The organism is Paenibacillus sp. J2L1-98 (assembly GCF_056269405.1).
The window spans coordinates 1-16690 of sequence record NZ_JBWDNW010000039.1 but is presented as its reverse complement, the minus strand read 5'-3'; the positions used below and the strand labels follow the sequence as shown (position 1 = coordinate 16690).

The following is a 16690-nucleotide window of genomic DNA, read 5'->3' as shown; positions in this document are numbered from 1 at the left end:
CAGTTATTACTCGTTGTTCAGTTTTCAAAGAGCAATCTATTCTTTCGTTTGGTTCGCTTGTTTTGCTTGTCGTCCGCGTGTTTCTCTCGGCCGGAATTAGAATATACCATGTATCAGTCTAGTATTGCAAGTGTTTTTTTAAGATAATTTATTATTTGTCTATATTAATCGAAAAATAGGTTGAAATAGACTCGAAATCACTCGGAATCGTGTGTACTTAGAAGGAATTTCTCCATTTAATTTGCTTGCGAATAGGTTCCCATTTTAATTAGCAGGAATATCTCCATCTAATTCAGCACATGATCCCTCAAATAAGCCGATTCCTCGAAATTAACGGGAGTATTTCCAGCAAAATGGCGCTTCAGAGCGCATAAGTCAAAATTAGCAGGAGTTTTTCCAGTTAATCATGCCGCGCACTTATGCTGATTTATATGAAGCATATAAACATATGCTCACATCCATCTGCATTATCACAGATGCGGAGCACTGCTGCATTCCTGCACAAGTCCAAGATATAATTTCCGCACTCTAGCAGCAAACGGCCTCATAAGCCGGACAAGCTGCCGCCTCGAAGGGCGCCAGCTTGTCCGTAATGCTTGTAATCTTAAGATCTACATCTCTATCCCTCTACCTCTCAATCCCTCTACCCCTTAACCGATCCAGCAGTCAATCCGCGGATGAAACTTTTGGACCCTATTGCGAACAAGATAAGCACCGGGACCGTACCTAAAGTCAATCCTAATATTTGAGCAGCCAAATCCGTGCGATAAGCGTCTCCGAGCGCCGTTATTCCGAGCGGAATCGTATATAGCTCCGGTTCATTGACGATAATCAGCGGCAGCAAATAATTATTCCACGACCACAAGAACACAAGTAGCGAGAGCGTCGTAATCGCCGGATAAATAAAGGCTACGACGATGCGGAAAAACACCCCTATATCCGAACAGCCGTCGATCCGCGCACTCTCAAGCACTTCGGTCGGAACCGCGCTTTTGATAAACTGTGTCATCCAATATACGCCGAACGCATTGGCCACCCAAGGCAGAATGAGCGGAAGCAACGTCCCCGACATGCTGAGATAACGCATCTCAATGACGTACGCGACTAGACCGAGCTGTCCTGGAATCATCATTGTGAGCAGTACAGCCGCAAAAATCTTGTTCTTATACTTAAACTCGTGCTTAGCGAAGGCAAAGCCTGCAAAGGCACTGACAAGCACCGACAGCACGGTACTCACCAGCGATACGATCAGACTGTTCCAGTAAACGAGATCGAACCGGCTGGCCGCCACCGTTTTGAAATTTTCCCATAAGTACGTACCCGGCAATAGAACGATCTTCGTAAACAGGTCCTCGTTCTGATAGGTTCCCATAATCGTCATAATATAGAAGGGCAGCAGCGCAAATATAGAAAGCAGGGCGATCGCGGAGGTCGCCAGCGTCGTTCGGAAATGGTGACTCATTCCTGTTCCCCCCTATAAAATCTTGCGCCAATGAATGAGAAAAGCGCAATAATGATGCATAGGCCGTAAGCAATAGCAGCTCCAAGCCCGTAACGGGTCATGCTCCCATAGGCGGTATCATACATATTCCATACGGTCGTCAAGCAGCATCGGTCCGGTCCGCCTATAACGGCTGTACTTGAGCCCATTCCGGAACCGCCGAGCAGCAGCATCGGTTCTTCGAGCAGCTGAAAACCGCCAATGATCCCGGTAATAACGATAAAAACCGTAACCGGCTTTAGCAGAGGAAGCGTGATAGACATAAACGTCCTATACCCTGTAGCTCCGTCCACTTGCGCTGCTTCATTCAGATCCTTTGGTATGTTGGCAAGTCCAGCCAGATAGAAAATCATCGTATAGCCGAAGCCTTTCCAGAACAGCATCACGATGATGACCATCCTCGCATAAAGCGGATCTCCCAGCCAGTATATGCCCTCATCAATGAGACCCAGCTGAAGCAAAATTTTATTAATAAAGCCTGCCTGCCAATCAAATAGAAGGTTGAACATCAGCCCCACCGCGACCGGCGTTACGATATACGGGAGAAAGTTGATCAATTGAAAGAAGCCTTTCCACTTCACCCAGCGACTGTAAAGCAGCGAGGCAATGATCAATCCAAAAATAATTTGCATAGGAAGCGTAAAGAGAACAAACAGCAGCGTATTGCCTACCGATTTAAAAAAATAGGAATCAGGATTAAACAGATACTTATAATTGTCCAATCCGACAAAGGTTTTGTCACCGATACCGTTCCAGCTCGTTAAGCTGACATATAATGAAAACACCATAGGAATTAGGCCGAAGGCCAAATAAAACAACATATATGGAGAAAGAAAAAAGTAAGGAACCCATCTTCTTTTTACGGCAACCATCGCTTACACTCCTGACTTTTAGACATGTTGTGACAAGCGTAAACGGCTGTCGCCGTCCTGCGGCGGCAAAAGCTCGTTTCGCCGTGAAATACAAGTCATATTATAGTTGCAAAAAATATAAATTCTTGTATTTTAAGAAAAGCGGCCGATGAACAGGCCGCTTATTGTTTACCCGTAACTTACTCCCAAGTGATGTTTGGCGCCTTCGCTTTCAATTCTTTTTGAATCCTTTCCATAGCTTGGTCAAAGCCGAACGATTCATCTTTGGCCAGCGTCTGGAGCACAATATTCATCACTTCATCCAATACCAGATCGTTGATATTTTCCGGCATGTCCTTTGTTGTCGCCGAAATGTCGACGAAAAACTTTTCTCCGATATCCTGGCTGCCGAAATTCCTCCATGTCCAGTTCGTAAACGCTTGATCCTCATAAGCCTTTTTATAGTGCGTGAACACGCCATCCGTTTTCTGCGCTACCGCTCCTTCTTGCGACATCGATGTGAATTCGATCCATTTCCAGGCAAGCTCTGCGTTTTCTGCTCCTTTCGGAATACCATGCGAGGAGCCCCCTCTAATGAAACCGCCGCCCGGAGGCACCATAAGCGCCCAACGGTCATCCTTCTTATCATTAGGACCGATAACATACTGCGGCATCCATACGGGAGACATCGCGAATATATATTTATCTCCGCCAAACGTCGCATTCCATGCCGGCGTCCACTGATCAAGCTTATCTATAATGCCCGAGTCCCGAAACTTCACTAGATCGGTTACGGTGCTTTTGAGCATACTCACATTTAGCTTGTCACCGTCGAAATACGGCTCGGCACGCTGGCCTTTCAGCGTCTGGTTCACGTCGCCGAGGCTTGGGAACATTTTCACCTTGCCGCCGCTTTTTTGCAGAACCTCTTTCCCTTTCTCGATAAACGCATCCCAGTTCGTAAATATGGCTTCCATTTCCTCCGGGTTGTCCGTTCCGAAATATTCCTTGGCGAGCGATTTGACGTAAGCGATGCCCGCTACACTCATATCATCCGGAATCGCGATCATATGATCATCTTTGGAGAAGGTTGCGATGTCATAATCGAACAGGAGCGTTTTATCCGCATTATACGGCGGCGCCTCGAGATTTTCGAGAATGTCCATATCGAATATTTTTGCTTTTTGTCCGCGCTCGATCCGCACGACATCCGGCAATTCACCGCCTGATGCGATCGTCGTTTGCAGCTTTTTCGAAATATCCTCTGCGGCAACGTTTACGCGCTTCACTTTGATATTCGGATACTTTTCATTAAATGCTGCCAGAGCCGTAGCATGCTCAGGCTCCCACGTCCACAGGACAAACTCGCCCTTGTAGTCTTCGTTTCCTTTGACCGCAGATCCGGCATTTTCGCCTGCAGGAGTACCCTTATTGTTCGTACCAGTCTCTTCTGCGTTATTGCCGGAGTTCCCCCCTCCACAAGCCGCAAGCAGGCCTACCAGCATCATAATGGAGATCAGCAAGCTGACCCGTTTTGTCCAAAATTGCGTAAGCATCGAATACTCTCTCCTTTGTCCATCGAATAATGTCTGCGCTTTCAATATACATCTCCACAAATGTAAGCGTAAACATTGCAATCCTACACTTTTGGTTGCAATCCTACACTTCCCTTGCTTCAAGGACCCTAATGTACGTTATAATCAATCATACAGTAAATCAAGCGGAGGTTAAGGCGATGAAGATCATATTGGTCGATGACGAGCGTATTGCCTTAGAACATATCAAAAGTCTTCTGCCATGGGACGAATACGGCTACGAAATCGCAGCAACCGCAACGAACGGGAAAAGCGCATTGCATCTATGCGAGGAACTCCAGCCTCAAATCATGATCGTCGATATCCGTATGCCTGTAATGGATGGTCTGGAGCTAATCAAGGCTGTTTCCGCGCGCAAATTAGGCGTTAAGTTTATTGTCATGAGCGCTTATCAGGATTTTGAGTATGCTAGGCAAGCCATCTCATTCGGCAGTGTATCCAGCTATCTGATCAAGCATGAGGTTGACCGGAATAAGCTGCTTCACGAGCTGGATAAGGCACGGAAAGCCTGGGAAGAGGGCGAAAAGCAGAGAAGGCTGCAGCGGTCGGAGCAGATTATGGAAATCGTTACCGGAGCAGAGCTGACTACCGTTATTAAGGAGCTCGGAGCTGCGCCCCCTTTCGCCATGCTGCTTATCCAAGGAGATTCCCCGTTCACGGCCATACCTTCTACAGCCGGAAGGGCCGAGATCATTCAATCGCTTAAATGGGCCTCCTGCGAAATAAACTTGTGCTCTGATCAACCGGCTTGGCAGCTTATCGGCGAGTTCGCGCTTAACCGCAACCAATTTATTGCCTTGTTCTCCCAAAAAAATAAAGCTGCAGCCATGATGAGGGATTCATTCCGAGAACTTGCGGTATCCATTCATTCTCATATTAAGCAGCAATACGAGCGGAGCTATTCCTTATACTATTCTTTCCAAAACCATGATTCCTCATCGCTTCCCCATTCCTTGCGTAAAGTCGACGCAGCCGCGCGGCACGCCGTCTTTTGCGGAAAAGAAATGATGTTATGCGCTGATGAGCTCCCGCTGCTGCCTCAAGGCAACGCCGATTATTTGAAAGCACGGATTTTTCACCTGGAGGAGCTGACTGAGGGCATGAAACAAAATGATCCCCAAATGATTGAAAGCGCTATCCGCAAACAGTTTCATCATTTATGCCATCCGCAGTGGGATTTGCCTGGCCTGTGCGAAACCATCCATACATTAACCGGACTTTTGAACAAGCGTCTAGCAGGCAAAGGCTTGCCGGAAACCGCTCCCCTTCATGTGCGGGAGGAAGAGCCCGTCTACCATATCGACCAAATTATGAACCGATTCATTCTTATGATTCAAAAACGATGCGCGAGCAATAATGAACACGAACGAATTTCCAATAAATTGCTTAATGCTCTGAACTATATTCACGCGCACTATCATGAGGACATCAATATTGAAGATGTATCCCTCTCAACGGGAATCAGCGCATCTTACCTGCATCAATTGTTTAAGCGCGAGCTGGAACGTACGTTTCTCGATTACTTGACGGAGCATAGAGTCAAGCAGGCCAAACGCATATTAAGTCAGGAAAACGCAAAAATGACCGAAGTCTCCGCAAGGGTCGGTTATCGTTCGCCACAGCATTTCAGTCAGGTTTTCAAAAAAACGACAGGCATGCTTCCCCATCAATACCGGCATGGAGGTTATGCCCCGTGAAAAGCCTCCGGTCTACTATTTTGCAGCGGATTGTCATTGTTGCCATTATCAGCTTCCTGTTGTCCGCGGCATTTACCTATTATTATTATCAGACCATAGTGGTGAAGCAAATGATTCATGAAGATGAAACCAAGCTTAGCCAAACGGTCCGACAGCTTGAATATATGTCGGATGATATCGCTAAATTTTCATTCTCTCTTATCATATCCGATCAACTGCAATCGTTTTATAAAACCTACAATCAACTGGATACGTTCGGTCAATTCGCTCTCCTTCAAGACACGCTTGACTATTTGGATGATAATAAAGGATTGCGCAAGGAAGTGAGCAGCTTTGCCCTGCTCCTGCCGGATCAACGTGTATTTTGGAGTGAAGCGAGGAATGATCAGTACTTTAGCGGGCTTTTGAAAGAGGATTGGTACCAGAATCATATCCGGTCCGGTCAGGAGCATTCTTTTACAGAGCCGCATGACATGATTCTAACCGGCAATTCTGGAATGAAAGGAAAGATCATTAGCTTTATCGTGACTGTAAAGGATATTGAGCAGCCAGGGCGCACGATCGGAGGGCTGATCCTTAACCTCGATTACGAAAGCTTCGAGTCTCTGCTTGACTTCGGCAGCGCGGATTTTGAAGGATTGCTGTGGACGAATAAAGCGGGTTATTTGCTATATGAGAAAAAAAGCCCGAAATCGGACATTTCTCTTACCCGTTCACTCCTTCTGGCCGCCTCCAAGAAGCAAACAGAAGGAATCTCTTCCGTCAAAGGCGGTTATATGTTAATCGACCGGTTTGAGAGTAACAACTGGAAGCTCGTAACATTTATTTCGCGAGCCTCGCTGATGGAACGGGGGAAAATCGTCATCTATTTGCTCGGATTTTTTTCGATGACCAGCACGATTTTAATTCTGCTTCTTATGATGCCGGCTATATTCCGCATTACAAGGCCGATCATGCGCTTATACCATGCCATGAATGCCGTATCGAGCGGAAATCTGCACACGTCGGTAAATATTAAAACCGGGGATGAACTGGAGAAGCTTGGGCTTGGCTTTAACCGTATGACCAATCAGCTTCAGGTGCATTTGGAGGAATCGATTCGCCATGAAAAAGATAAACGGGAGCTGGAGCTGGAGCTTTTGCTTTCCCAACTCAATCCACACTTCGTATACAATACATTGAACGCTGTCATTTATATGGCACAGAAGCAAGGAAATGAAGATATTGTCCGTATGGTCGGCTCTTTTATTCGAATTTTGCAGGATGCGGTCAAAATGGACGGGGCTCAATCCCTTATCCCGCTGAGCGAAGAAATCCGCTTGCTGCGTGATTATATCGCCATTCAGTCCTATCGCTATATCGATATGTTTGAAGTCATATGGGATATCCAAGACGAGGCTAACGATTGGCTGATGCCACGAAACCTGATCCAGCCTTTTGTGGAAAACGCGATTTTTCACGGCATTTGCCCAAAAGATGCGACAGGCACGATACGCATTTCCGCATCCGTTTCCAGACAGGTTCTTGTCATTCAAGTTGAGGATGACGGAATTGGCATTGAACCTCATCAGCTGCAGGCGATTTGGAATATGGGAGAGCATAAGAAAAACTCCGGTCTGAGGCATATCGGATTATCCCATACCCGGAAAAGGGTTGAGCATTTATTTGGCAGACAGGCTTCCATGCGGATGGCAAGCAGCCTGGGACAAGGGACTACCGTAACCGTTGAGCTGCCGAAGCTTGTCTCCCACGCCGATCAGCAATCAAGCGGTTAGCTCATCGGTCAGCTCGAAGGCTTTCTAATCAGAGCGACAGTTACGATTATTGCTAGAGGCAGGATAAACCCGGGCCATACCCAGAGCGGGTGAACGACCGAAACGACCTCTACCCAGTCCATATCCGAACTAAAGCCGACCAGCGTATACAGAAAAGCGATGAGCGCGATTGGCGTAACAATCAATTTATAATCTTTGAACTTAAATAATTGCGCCACGTACAGACTAGTCGCATACAACGTAATCGTTGCTTTCATATAGGAACCGGCGATTAGCGACATGCCGATAACCGACTCAATCCTTGTGATAATTTCCTGAACATCGATCGTGCGGGCAAGTTCATAGAGCGAATACTTCTTCACCCCTGCGAGCGGTCCGAAAAGGATGATCGTGCAGATCGTTGAAATGCATAAAGTGACAATATTCAGGAACAATGCCAGAAACATAGCGCGTTTTAATTTTTCGTTGGTACCTTTCTTGACGAATGGAAGAAGCATCGTAAACAGAAAGCATTCGGCATAGGGAAAACCGTATGAGAAAAAAGCGCCCTTCAGTATCGGCTTTAAACCGTCCGGCATAACCGGAATAAGAAATGATATATCATAATTCTCCATGGCTAGCAGCAAGACGGCTGCAATAAATGTTGCGATCAGGATCATGATCAGCAAAAACATTCTGGCGATGACCTCAATGCCTGCCCGAACGCTCAAAGCCGCTACCATAAAGATCAAAGAAGTGAACGCATATGTCGGTGTTTCTCTCAGCATCGCGCTTCTCATGAACAGGCCGATATCGAGAACAATTCCTACCAGTATTTGCAGCATGATAGAAAGCGGAAGCAGGGACAGAATCGCGGTCGGCCATACTCCGATCAGAATACGGCTGTATTCGACAAAGTTCTTATCGGGATACCGCCGGTGCAAATAAAGCATACAGCCGAGCAGCGCCATACTAACTATGCCTGAGATCAAGAGCGACAGCCATGCTCCGTTTCCCGCTTTGCCGATGAGCGGACTCGGAATGTTAATGATGGAAGATCCGGTCATAAAGGTGAAGAAGAGAACTCCCATTTGCTGGGGACTAACCGTTTCCTTTTTATTCATGCTTATCTCCTCCTCTGCTGCAGTATCATGGTTTGGGCACTGTTAACCATTTATCGATTGCACGCGCTGGGCCGGTAAGTGTGAGATCAACCACATCATATAACCCAAAAAAGTTCAGATTTGCCGCATAACTGACACTGAGGTACACCGAGATGATGATAAGGACTATATAGACTGCCTTCTCTCCCTTGTCCGAGCTGCTTTTCAGAAGCGAACTATCGTACAAAAAAACCGAGCAGTATACAACCAACAGGACAATTATGCGTTCTGTCACACCGGTCACCCCTTAAAGCTTTACGAAGCGAAACGCTCTTCGTAAGCACTCTCTATTTATCTTCCCCCGATACAGCCGGCTTGCCTATTACCGTTCCGGTCGTGATAAGCTGTAATTTAACTTGAATATCGAAAGGGATTTCCGCATACTGCTCGTCCCATTCTTCTTTCATTTTATTCCATTGTTTAGGATGCGCACTTGCAATCTTGTTGCCAATCCCGATAATATCCGATTTTTTCTTTTGGAGAAAGTGGATCGTCTCAACCATTTGATGTTTGATTTGTTCCTCCATTTTATGCGTGAATTCAGCTTCATCTTTTCTTGTTTTAATGTTTGTGCACTTCAATTCCCCGATTGCCCCCTGCACCTCGGACTTGACCTGTACGTGTACCTTATTGCCTATCAGCTTTGGCTTCAATTTCGTTTTAAAGTTAAGAATTTCTAGTGACTCCGTTTCAAGCTTTTTGCCTGGACATGGGATTTCGATAATCCCGGATACAATCTCATTTCGCAGCATGACCAGTCCCTCCACTTTTTTTGAAGACAAGATGCCCTTCATTTTTCCTTTTTTGAGAAGGGCAAGACCAGCTGAGTTTAAAACATTCTTTTTCCCCTTGTCTTCATAAACGTAGGTAATGGAGGCATCCCCTACTGGGCTGTTCATCTGCAGTGCCAATTTGAGCAGTGTAGTATCCATCGACTTGGCGGAACTTTTGAAGGATACTTGCTTGGTCAGCATAAGCTGTTGACCTATCGTCTGTTCAATGTCAGGCGTCTTTTGCAATATTTTTTCCGCACGCCCTTTCGTGATCATGATGGAAACCGTATGCCGCGGCTCATGATCACGATAAAAAAAGTCAATCAGCTTGCCGACGTCGGTTGCAGCGGCCAGCTTCTCTCCCACCAAAATAATGCGTAAATGGCTCCACTTCGCTTTTCTCCCCAAATGAAGAGGGATGTCGCGGATCGCTTCAAACAGGGATTCATCCGATGTCTTGATCAGAAGATTCCTATCTTGTTTTGCCGATGCTCCACTAACGCTTTTCACGTTAGTCGGACGGTATACTTGTGTTGTTAATTCGAGCACTCCACCCTTCCCCTGATCCAGTGCGATTGCCATCGCAAAACCGGATTCGTCCAGCTCCTCCTTGTTCCAACAGCCAGGGAGTATGAGTAAAACGGCCGATAATAATATAATAACCATGCCTTTTTTCATCATATCTCATTCTTTCCGGATTTATATTTGTCGTAAGCTACTTGTTTGCCCCAGAGACGCTATTGCGGAGGGAACGCAGTAAAACTTTCAACGGAACCCTCACGAGGATATCCCGCAGCTGGCTAAACCGAAACGGGGCGAGCGATGCCAGATAAGGTTGTCCAAGCGAGCGAAGCTTGCATAGATGAAGCAATATAAGCAGGAACATAATCATAATACCGAAACCTCCCATTACAGACGCGGAAAGCATGAGCGGAAACCTCAGTATCCGAAGCGATACGGCAATGCTGTATTGAGGAATCGCAAACGAAGCGATTCCCGTCAATGCGACGATGATGACCATGATCGGCGAAGCAATACCGGCGTTGATCGCCGCTTCTCCTATGACGAGTGCCCCCACGATGCTTACAGTGGAACCGATCGTCTTTGGTAGCCGGACTCCCGCCTCCCGCAGCAGCTCAAAGAAAAACTCCATAAGGAGCGCTTCAAAGAAGGCCGGCAGCGGTATTCCTTCCCTCGTATCGATGATCGCAAGCAGCAGAACCGTAGGAATCAGCTCGGTATGGAAGGTCGATAACGCAATATAGATGCTCGGCAGCGTCAAAGCCAATATAAAGGCAATAATTCGAAGCCACCGGATCATGGTCGAATAAACCGTTCTTTGATAATAATCTTCGCTGGATTGGAAAAATTCCGTAAACAAACCCGGACATAATAAAATACCTCCCGTGCCCTGCACCAAAACGGCTATCTTGCCCTCCAACATAGCCGCTACCGCCACATCCGGACGTTCCGTATACCGGTGCTGGGGGAAAGGCGACCAGGTCGAATCCTCGATTAGTTGTTCCACATAGGAGGTTTCCAATATTTCCACCTGCTTGAGCTGTTCCACTCTGCTTTCGAATTCCTTCAACAGTTCGGAATCTACTGCGCCTTCAACATAACCGTAAACAACTTGGGTATGCGTTTCCCCGCCTGTAACGATCGATTGTATTTTGAAATTCGGTGTGCTTAGGCGCATACGGAGTAGACCAATATTCTTTTTTAAGTTTTCAACCGTGCTTTCTCTAGGCCCTTGAACAACCGATTCATTGGTCGGTTCTGTGATCTGCCTCGACTCAACCTTCATCGATTTATAAACTAAAGCCTTATTCCACTGGTTAAAAAATATGACGATATTGCCAAACGTAATTTGTTCCACAGCATGATGGAAATCTACAATAATATCCGCTTTTTTCTCGGAAACCCCGTGCTGCTCAAAAAAGGAGATGACATCCTGAGGTATGATATCCTCAGCGGGGCCTACCTCATGCGTAACGAGATCCTGAAGGGAAGCCTTCATATAGTTGTAAATTTCACCTTGCATGAGTGTTTCGAAATAGATGGAGCAAGCCATATGCTGCATTTCGGGGCCGTAAGACCATTGCCGGAATACGATGTCAGAATTTTTGGCGAATATTTCTTTCATCTGACGGAGATTATCGTCCAGTTGAGCACTGATCGGCTGTTTTGGTTTGTCTGTCGGCTGCTTGCTGTTCATCCCTGTCTGTTCGCTTGACTGCGCCGTATCGGTTGCCTGCGATGAAACGCCAGAAAGATCATTACCCATGGAATATCACCCTGTTTTCGCTTTTCTCTTTGGTGATAGTATGGTTCTTATTGACAGTAACTATGCAGTTTTTCCCACGGAAGGGAGAGTATAAAAGCCTTTGATCTGAATCAGCGCAGCAGCGACATAATATAATCCGCTGTTCGGATTGCCAGAGCTGCGGTTGACAAGGTTGGATTGGAGGCTCCCATCGATGGAAGAACGCTGTTATCGGCAACATAAAGCCTCTCCACACCGTGAATTTGTCCGTACTGGTTCGTTGCCGAAGTGTTTGGATCATCCCCCATCCGGCATGTTCCGGCATCGTGGTTATCGGCTCCCGGCTGCTGCAGGCAAATCGCCGGCGCTCCATCCAATGTGGCGAGCTCTAACTGCATCACCGAAGAAGCATGCAAAATACCCTCATACATTTCCTGAATGACGGCTTCATCCTTCGCGCTGTAAGAAAAGTCAATCTGTAGCTCCGGCATTCCATACTCATCCCTCCGGCTCGGATCGACAAACACTCTGTTCTCGTATCGGGCTTCCACCTTGCCAGAAGCGTAAAAACTGATTCCCCATTCATCCTTAACCGGCTTGTGATCATATTGGTAGTTAAAAAATTGTTCGGGACCTTGAAGCTGCAGCCTATAGGGCCGTTCCTCCAGCTCCGGCACGACAATTCCCAACGCGCCGAGCGGTTCAGCGAAACCGGCGGTATTCACGCTTGCTGCTGGAATCAAGTACGAATGGTTAATAAGATAGCGGCCAATCGCATCTCCCTTAATTCCTGAGTTAAGCAGTATTCGCGGAGTTTGCAGCGCGCTGGCCGATAAAATGACGTTTTTCGCCCTGATGACATAAGATTTCTTATCCGGGGTCATCACCCGAACGCCGACTGCTCTGCCGCCTTCCGTAACCACTTGAGCAGCATACGTATTAACGGCCAAATCGAAGGGACGCCGGCTTAAGGCTCTCGCCAGAAAGACGATTGAGCTAAAAAAAACGTTGGCATGCAATTTACCTAGGCGGGTCTGGTCCAGATCGGTAGCAATCGGAATATCGTCCGCATTGATGTAGCCGTTTGCCCGAAGCCGGTCAAGCAGCACCTGCGTAATCGACGAGTCTTTCGTATACGAAGTTGTTACACCCATGACTTCTTCGGCGATATTGTAATAGAGCTCCATTTCTTCGAGCGAGACAGGCCAGCTTGCTATATCATAATTTGGGATGCGGGGAGAGATCGCTCCCCATAACAGCGTTCTTCCTCCTAAAGCATAAATCAGCTTCATTCCCGAATATTGCGGAAGCCTGTTTCCGATTAAATCGGTTATTTGCGGAGGGGCATACAGCCTATAGTTGTCATCGTTCATGGTAGCGATATTGGCGACATGAGTCGGCAGGAAGTTCGGTCCTCGTTCCACCATTCCGATCCGCTTATCGTTATTTCCCCATTGTTCGCACAATCTCCACAGCGCTGCTCCTCCCCCTGCGCCCGATCCGACAATCAGGACATCGTATTCGTTTTCAGCCATCTTTTCAGCCGTAGTGAGCGGAATCCAATCATGAAGAAATGCAGATTGCGGCACCGCCGGGCAGAAAGGAGCTACTACCCTAGCTTCAGCCTTTGGCATCGATTGCGAAGGGATGTTAACGCTCTCTCCTTCGATGATCGCTTCAGGATCTAGAATATGCGGATTGACTGACAGCAATTGTGCTAATCCCACCTGATAGCGATTGCCTATTTTCACGAGGGTATCTCCCTTATCCGCGACATAAATCCTCATATATAATCACTTCCTTTAATCAAAATATATGCTCCATATAACTAGGCTAATGACCTCCGGTATGCATCTCACCCCATGCTTAGAAGAAACGCTTGTCCATTTCCGGCGGACGGTTGTTTTCCACTAGGCAGACACATATATTCCTATATAAAAGGAGGGATACCGGAGATGAAGATGACGGTTGGTAGCGGCCCGCTGTACAGGATGAAACCGATACATGTAACGATTTGGAATGAATTTATTCAAGAGAGGACGGAGCCGAAAGTAGCGTCTATCTATCCGCGAGGCATACATACGGCTATTGCTGAAGGCATCGGGCGGCACGGCTTCCTCATTCATACAACAACCTTTGATCAGCCCGAGCATGGCCTTTCGCAGACGGTGCTCAATCAGACGGACGTATTAATCTGGTGGGGGCACTTGGCACATGAGCAGGTTGCAGATGAAATTGTCGAAAGGATTTATGCACGAGTGCTTCAGGGGATGGGACTCATTGTTCTTCATTCCGGACACCGGTCAAAAATATTCAAAAAACTAATGGGAACGACCTGCGACCTGAAATGGAGATCCGATGCTGAACGGGAAAGAATTTGGGTAGTCGATCCTTCGCACCCGATTGCCGAAGGGCTCGGCGAATATTTGGAGCTGCAGCATGAGGAAATGTACGGTGAGTTTTTTGACATCCCTGCACCCGAGGAGCTCGTTTTTATTAGCTGGTTTCAGGGCGGCGAAGTGTTCCGAAGCGGTTGTGCCTATCAACGCGGGCTTGGCAAAATCTTTTATTTCCGGCCGGGAGATCAAGAGTATCCTACCTACTATAGCAAGGATGTTTTGCGGGTTATAGCGAACGCGGTCCGCTGGGCTGCCAGCCCGCACGGAGCAGCACCGACATACGGAAATACGGCGCCGCTGGAAAAAATCATCCGGGATGATCCTCCCTTATCTATTCAAGCGAAAAAAGGCTCAGGCTCCATAACGAAACATTTTTTCGGTCAAACACCCGATGGCCAGCCTGTTTATCTATACGTCTTAACTAATAAAAACGGTATGCAAGCTTCCATCATGACTTATGGCGGCATTATGCTTACGCTTAAAGTGCCGGATCGATACGGAACACTGGATGATATTATTTTGGGCTATCCCACGCTGGAGGATTTTATACGTACCGGCAATAAGCCTCACTTCGGGGCATTAATCGGACGCTACGCCAACCGGATCGCAAATGGCTGGTTCACGCTTGACGGCAAAACCTACAACTTGTCTGTAAATGATTATCCAAACACGCTGCATGGCGGAGAACGGGGCTTTGACAAACGGGTGTGGGAAGCAGAGGAGGTTTATTCGGATGACGCGGTCGGTCTGGCACTATGCTATTTGAGTAAAAACGGCGAAGAGGGCTTTCCCGGGAACCTTAGTGTTAAAATCATGTACTCTCTTACGGACAACAATGAGCTGAGAATCGATTATGCCGCCACAACCGATACAAAGACGGTAGTAAATCTGAGCCAGCATAACTATTACAATTTAGCCGGCGAGGACAAAGGAAATATTTTGGAGCATATCGTAACGCTTAATGCCGACCGATATACGCCGGTCAAGCGGGACCTCATACCAACGGGCCAAGTACTGGATGTTGCGGGCACTCCGTTCGACTTCCGTAAACCGATGGCTATCGGCTCCCGAATCGATTCGAGCGAACCGCAAATCCGAAATGCGAAGGGGTATGATATAAATTATGTGTTAAACCATAACGGACATCCTCTGCTATTCGCAGCCAGCGTATACGAACCAACATCAGGCCGTTTTATGGAGGTTTACACCACCCAGCCGGCAATCCAATTTTATACGGGCAACAATCTTGACGGGACCGATATCGGCAAATCAGGCAAAGCCTATCAGCGTTATGCCGGTTTCAGTCTGGAAACGCAGCATTATCCGGACTCTCCAAATCACCCTAACTTCCCCAGCACGGAGCTGCTGCCCGGACAATTATACAGGTATACATCCATTTTTAAATTTTCCGCCGTGTAAACATTGCAGCGCAAGCGCATTTCCTTCAAAATAAAGGTCATGCACTTCATTCATTTGTTCAGAGTACTTTCTCCCTGATAACCGAACTCGGTGGATGGGTAAAGCAGCAGCTTCAATCAGGGAGATGTCGATTTTATTTTGTTAAAGGAGCGTTAACGTTTGAGTCAAATATTCGCATTGTATGGCCCTTCCGCATCCGGGAAGTCAGAAATACAGCAGGAACTGACGCGGAGCGGCCTGCAAAAAATAATAACGGCAACAACAAGACCTCCGAGACAAAATGAGCAAGCAGGGGTTCACTACATTTTTATGGACGTTAAACAATTTGAAACTCATGCTAACGCAAATCATTTCATAGAGTGGACTCGCTACAACGGACAATATTACGGCACGCTTAAATCCAGCATAGATGAAATATTAAACAATAATGGAAGTGCGCATATCGTACTCGATTTATCTGGTGTGCTTTCGCTTAAAACAATGTATCCGAATACCGTTGTCATTTATGTCGGCGCTAATATCGAAACGATTAAGAGAAGATTAGAAGCAAGAGGAAGCTCTCCCGATGAGATCATGAAACGGGTAAAGCAAGCTGAGGAGGTTGAATTAAGCAGCGTTTATATGCAATATGCCGATGTAGTCGTTTGGAATCATGATGGGATCGACTTCACCGACACATTAATGAAAATTAAAGAAATCACAGCACTTCGGTAAACGTAGCTTGTTTTGCGTTGATTTAAAAAACAAAAAAACCTTGCTGAGCAAGGTGTTGGTTTAAAATATGGTGCGCGTAGAGGGACTTGAACCCCCACGGTCGCCCGCCAGATCCTAAGTCTGGTGCGTCTGCCAATTCCGCCATACGCGCATGTGAGAAAAAATGGTGAGTCATGTAGGATTCGAACCTACGACACCCTGATTAAAAGTCAGGTGCTCTACCAACTGAGCTAATGACTCATAGTAATGGTGGAGGCTGACGGGATCGAACCGCCGACCCTCTGCTTGTAAGGCAGATGCTCTCCCAGCTGAGCTAAGCCTCCATCGAAACAATAAAACCCACGAATGTGGGGTGTTTCTTGACGCATTTGCGCCCTGAAAACTGGATACGAAAGTTAGGTTTGCTGAACCTTATTAGCTGCTGTCTGCCGGATGTATGGGTCCATGCAAACTTTTTAGGATAAGCCCTCGACCGATTAGTATTCGTCAGCTCCACACATTGCTGTGCTTCCACCCCGAACCTATCAACCTCGTCGTCTTCAAGGGGTCTTACATACT

General features: G+C 47.0%; 11 protein-coding genes, 3 tRNA genes and 1 rRNA gene. 4 read left to right on the top strand and 11 right to left on the bottom strand.

What is annotated here, in order from left to right; genetic code table 11:
• Nucleotides 1–643 precede the first annotated feature (643 nt).
• The 3 genes from AC0YNZ_RS30575 to AC0YNZ_RS30565 form a co-directional block, all read right to left on the bottom strand.
• Nucleotides 644–1462 carry a carbohydrate ABC transporter permease gene (locus AC0YNZ_RS30575; protein WP_475830141.1) on the bottom strand — a complete coding sequence of 273 codons (819 nt, stop codon included), beginning with the start codon at nucleotides 1460–1462 and terminating at the stop codon, nucleotides 644–646.
• On the bottom strand, nucleotides 1459–2373 hold the full coding sequence (locus AC0YNZ_RS30570) for a carbohydrate ABC transporter permease (protein WP_475830140.1): 915 nt from the start codon (nucleotides 2371–2373) through the stop codon (nucleotides 1459–1461). Before AC0YNZ_RS30570 ends, AC0YNZ_RS30575 begins: the two co-directional genes overlap by 4 nt.
• Before the next feature lie 179 nt (nucleotides 2374–2552).
• The gene (locus tag AC0YNZ_RS30565; protein ID WP_475830139.1) at nucleotides 2553–3908 is read right to left on the bottom strand and encodes an ABC transporter substrate-binding protein; all 1356 of its coding nucleotides are present in this window, start codon (nucleotides 3906–3908) and stop codon (nucleotides 2553–2555) included.
• A 179-nt stretch (nucleotides 3909–4087) separates the two neighbouring features.
• Here AC0YNZ_RS30565 and AC0YNZ_RS30560 point away from each other — a divergent pair, with 179 nt between their 5' ends.
• Together AC0YNZ_RS30560 and AC0YNZ_RS30555 are read left to right on the top strand one after the other, a co-directional pair.
• Entirely contained in the window at nucleotides 4088–5644 is a 1557-nt protein-coding gene (locus tag AC0YNZ_RS30560) for a response regulator (protein WP_475830138.1), read from the top strand.
• Nucleotides 5641–7419: a sensor histidine kinase gene (locus AC0YNZ_RS30555; RefSeq protein WP_475830137.1), complete on the top strand. Its 1779-nt coding sequence runs from the start codon at nucleotides 5641–5643 to the stop codon at nucleotides 7417–7419. Before AC0YNZ_RS30560 ends, AC0YNZ_RS30555 begins: the two co-directional genes overlap by 4 nt.
• An 8-nt stretch (nucleotides 7420–7427) precedes the next feature.
• Here the strand turns inward: AC0YNZ_RS30555 and AC0YNZ_RS30550 are convergent, their stop codons facing one another.
• The 4 genes from AC0YNZ_RS30550 to AC0YNZ_RS30535 all read right to left on the bottom strand — a co-directional run bounded on the left by AC0YNZ_RS30550 (nucleotide 7428) and on the right by AC0YNZ_RS30535 (nucleotide 13351).
• Nucleotides 7428–8522 carry a GerAB/ArcD/ProY family transporter gene (locus AC0YNZ_RS30550; protein ID WP_475830136.1) on the bottom strand — a complete coding sequence of 365 codons (1095 nt, stop codon included), beginning with the start codon at nucleotides 8520–8522 and terminating at the stop codon, nucleotides 7428–7430.
• Nucleotides 8523–8848: 326 nt separating this feature from the next.
• Complete coding sequence (locus AC0YNZ_RS30545; RefSeq protein ID WP_475830135.1) at nucleotides 8849–10015, bottom strand: Ger(x)C family spore germination protein; 1167 nt, start codon at nucleotides 10013–10015, stop codon at nucleotides 8849–8851.
• Between the two features lie 34 nt (nucleotides 10016–10049).
• Nucleotides 10050–11621, bottom strand: a complete 1572-nt coding sequence (locus AC0YNZ_RS30540) for a spore germination protein (RefSeq protein ID WP_475830134.1) — start codon at nucleotides 11619–11621, stop codon at nucleotides 10050–10052.
• Between the two features lie 110 nt (nucleotides 11622–11731).
• A complete protein-coding gene (locus AC0YNZ_RS30535) occupies nucleotides 11732–13351 on the bottom strand; it encodes a GMC oxidoreductase (protein WP_475830133.1) in 1620 nt (539 codons plus the stop codon).
• 204 nt (nucleotides 13352–13555) lie between these two features.
• Between AC0YNZ_RS30535 and AC0YNZ_RS30530 the strand changes: the two genes are divergently transcribed.
• Nucleotides 13556–15418 carry a galactose-1-epimerase gene (locus tag AC0YNZ_RS30530; RefSeq protein ID WP_475830132.1) on the top strand — a complete coding sequence of 621 codons (1863 nt, stop codon included), beginning with the start codon at nucleotides 13556–13558 and terminating at the stop codon, nucleotides 15416–15418.
• Nucleotides 15419–15577: 159 nt separating this feature from the next.
• Nucleotides 15578–16132, top strand: a complete 555-nt coding sequence (locus tag AC0YNZ_RS30525) for a guanylate kinase (RefSeq protein WP_475830131.1) — start codon at nucleotides 15578–15580, stop codon at nucleotides 16130–16132.
• A 68-nt stretch (nucleotides 16133–16200) separates the two neighbouring features.
• Here AC0YNZ_RS30525 and AC0YNZ_RS30520 read toward each other — a convergent pair.
• From AC0YNZ_RS30520 to AC0YNZ_RS30505, 4 genes are all read right to left on the bottom strand, one after another.
• A tRNA-Leu gene (locus AC0YNZ_RS30520) sits at nucleotides 16201–16283 on the bottom strand.
• Between the two features lie 13 nt (nucleotides 16284–16296).
• Nucleotides 16297–16372 (bottom strand) — tRNA-Lys (locus AC0YNZ_RS30515).
• 7 nt (nucleotides 16373–16379) lie between these two features.
• Nucleotides 16380–16455 (bottom strand) — tRNA-Val (locus AC0YNZ_RS30510).
• Nucleotides 16456–16588: 133 nt separating this feature from the next.
• Nucleotides 16589–16690: ribosomal RNA gene (locus AC0YNZ_RS30505) — 23S ribosomal RNA — on the bottom strand; the annotation flags it as partial.

What these genes read in the sequence shown, in the direction of transcription:
- AC0YNZ_RS30570 (WP_475830140.1), bottom strand. Translation starts at nt 2,373, where the DNA reads ATGGTTGCCGTAAAAAGAAGATGGGTTCCTTACTTTTTTCTTTCTCCA.
- AC0YNZ_RS30550 (WP_475830136.1), bottom strand. Translation starts at nt 8,522, where the DNA reads ATGAATAAAAAGGAAACGGTTAGTCCCCAGCAAATGGGAGTTCTCTTC.
- AC0YNZ_RS30560 (WP_475830138.1), top strand. Translation starts at nt 4,088, where the DNA reads ATGAAGATCATATTGGTCGATGACGAGCGTATTGCCTTAGAACATATC.
- AC0YNZ_RS30545 (WP_475830135.1), bottom strand. Translation starts at nt 10,015, where the DNA reads ATGATGAAAAAAGGCATGGTTATTATATTATTATCGGCCGTTTTACTC.
- AC0YNZ_RS30530 (WP_475830132.1), top strand. Translation starts at nt 13,556, where the DNA reads ATGAAGATGACGGTTGGTAGCGGCCCGCTGTACAGGATGAAACCGATA.
- AC0YNZ_RS30575 (WP_475830141.1), bottom strand. Translation starts at nt 1,462, where the DNA reads ATGAGTCACCATTTCCGAACGACGCTGGCGACCTCCGCGATCGCCCTG.
- AC0YNZ_RS30540 (WP_475830134.1), bottom strand. Translation starts at nt 11,621, where the DNA reads ATGGGTAATGATCTTTCTGGCGTTTCATCGCAGGCAACCGATACGGCG.
- AC0YNZ_RS30565 (WP_475830139.1), bottom strand. Translation starts at nt 3,908, where the DNA reads ATGCTTACGCAATTTTGGACAAAACGGGTCAGCTTGCTGATCTCCATT.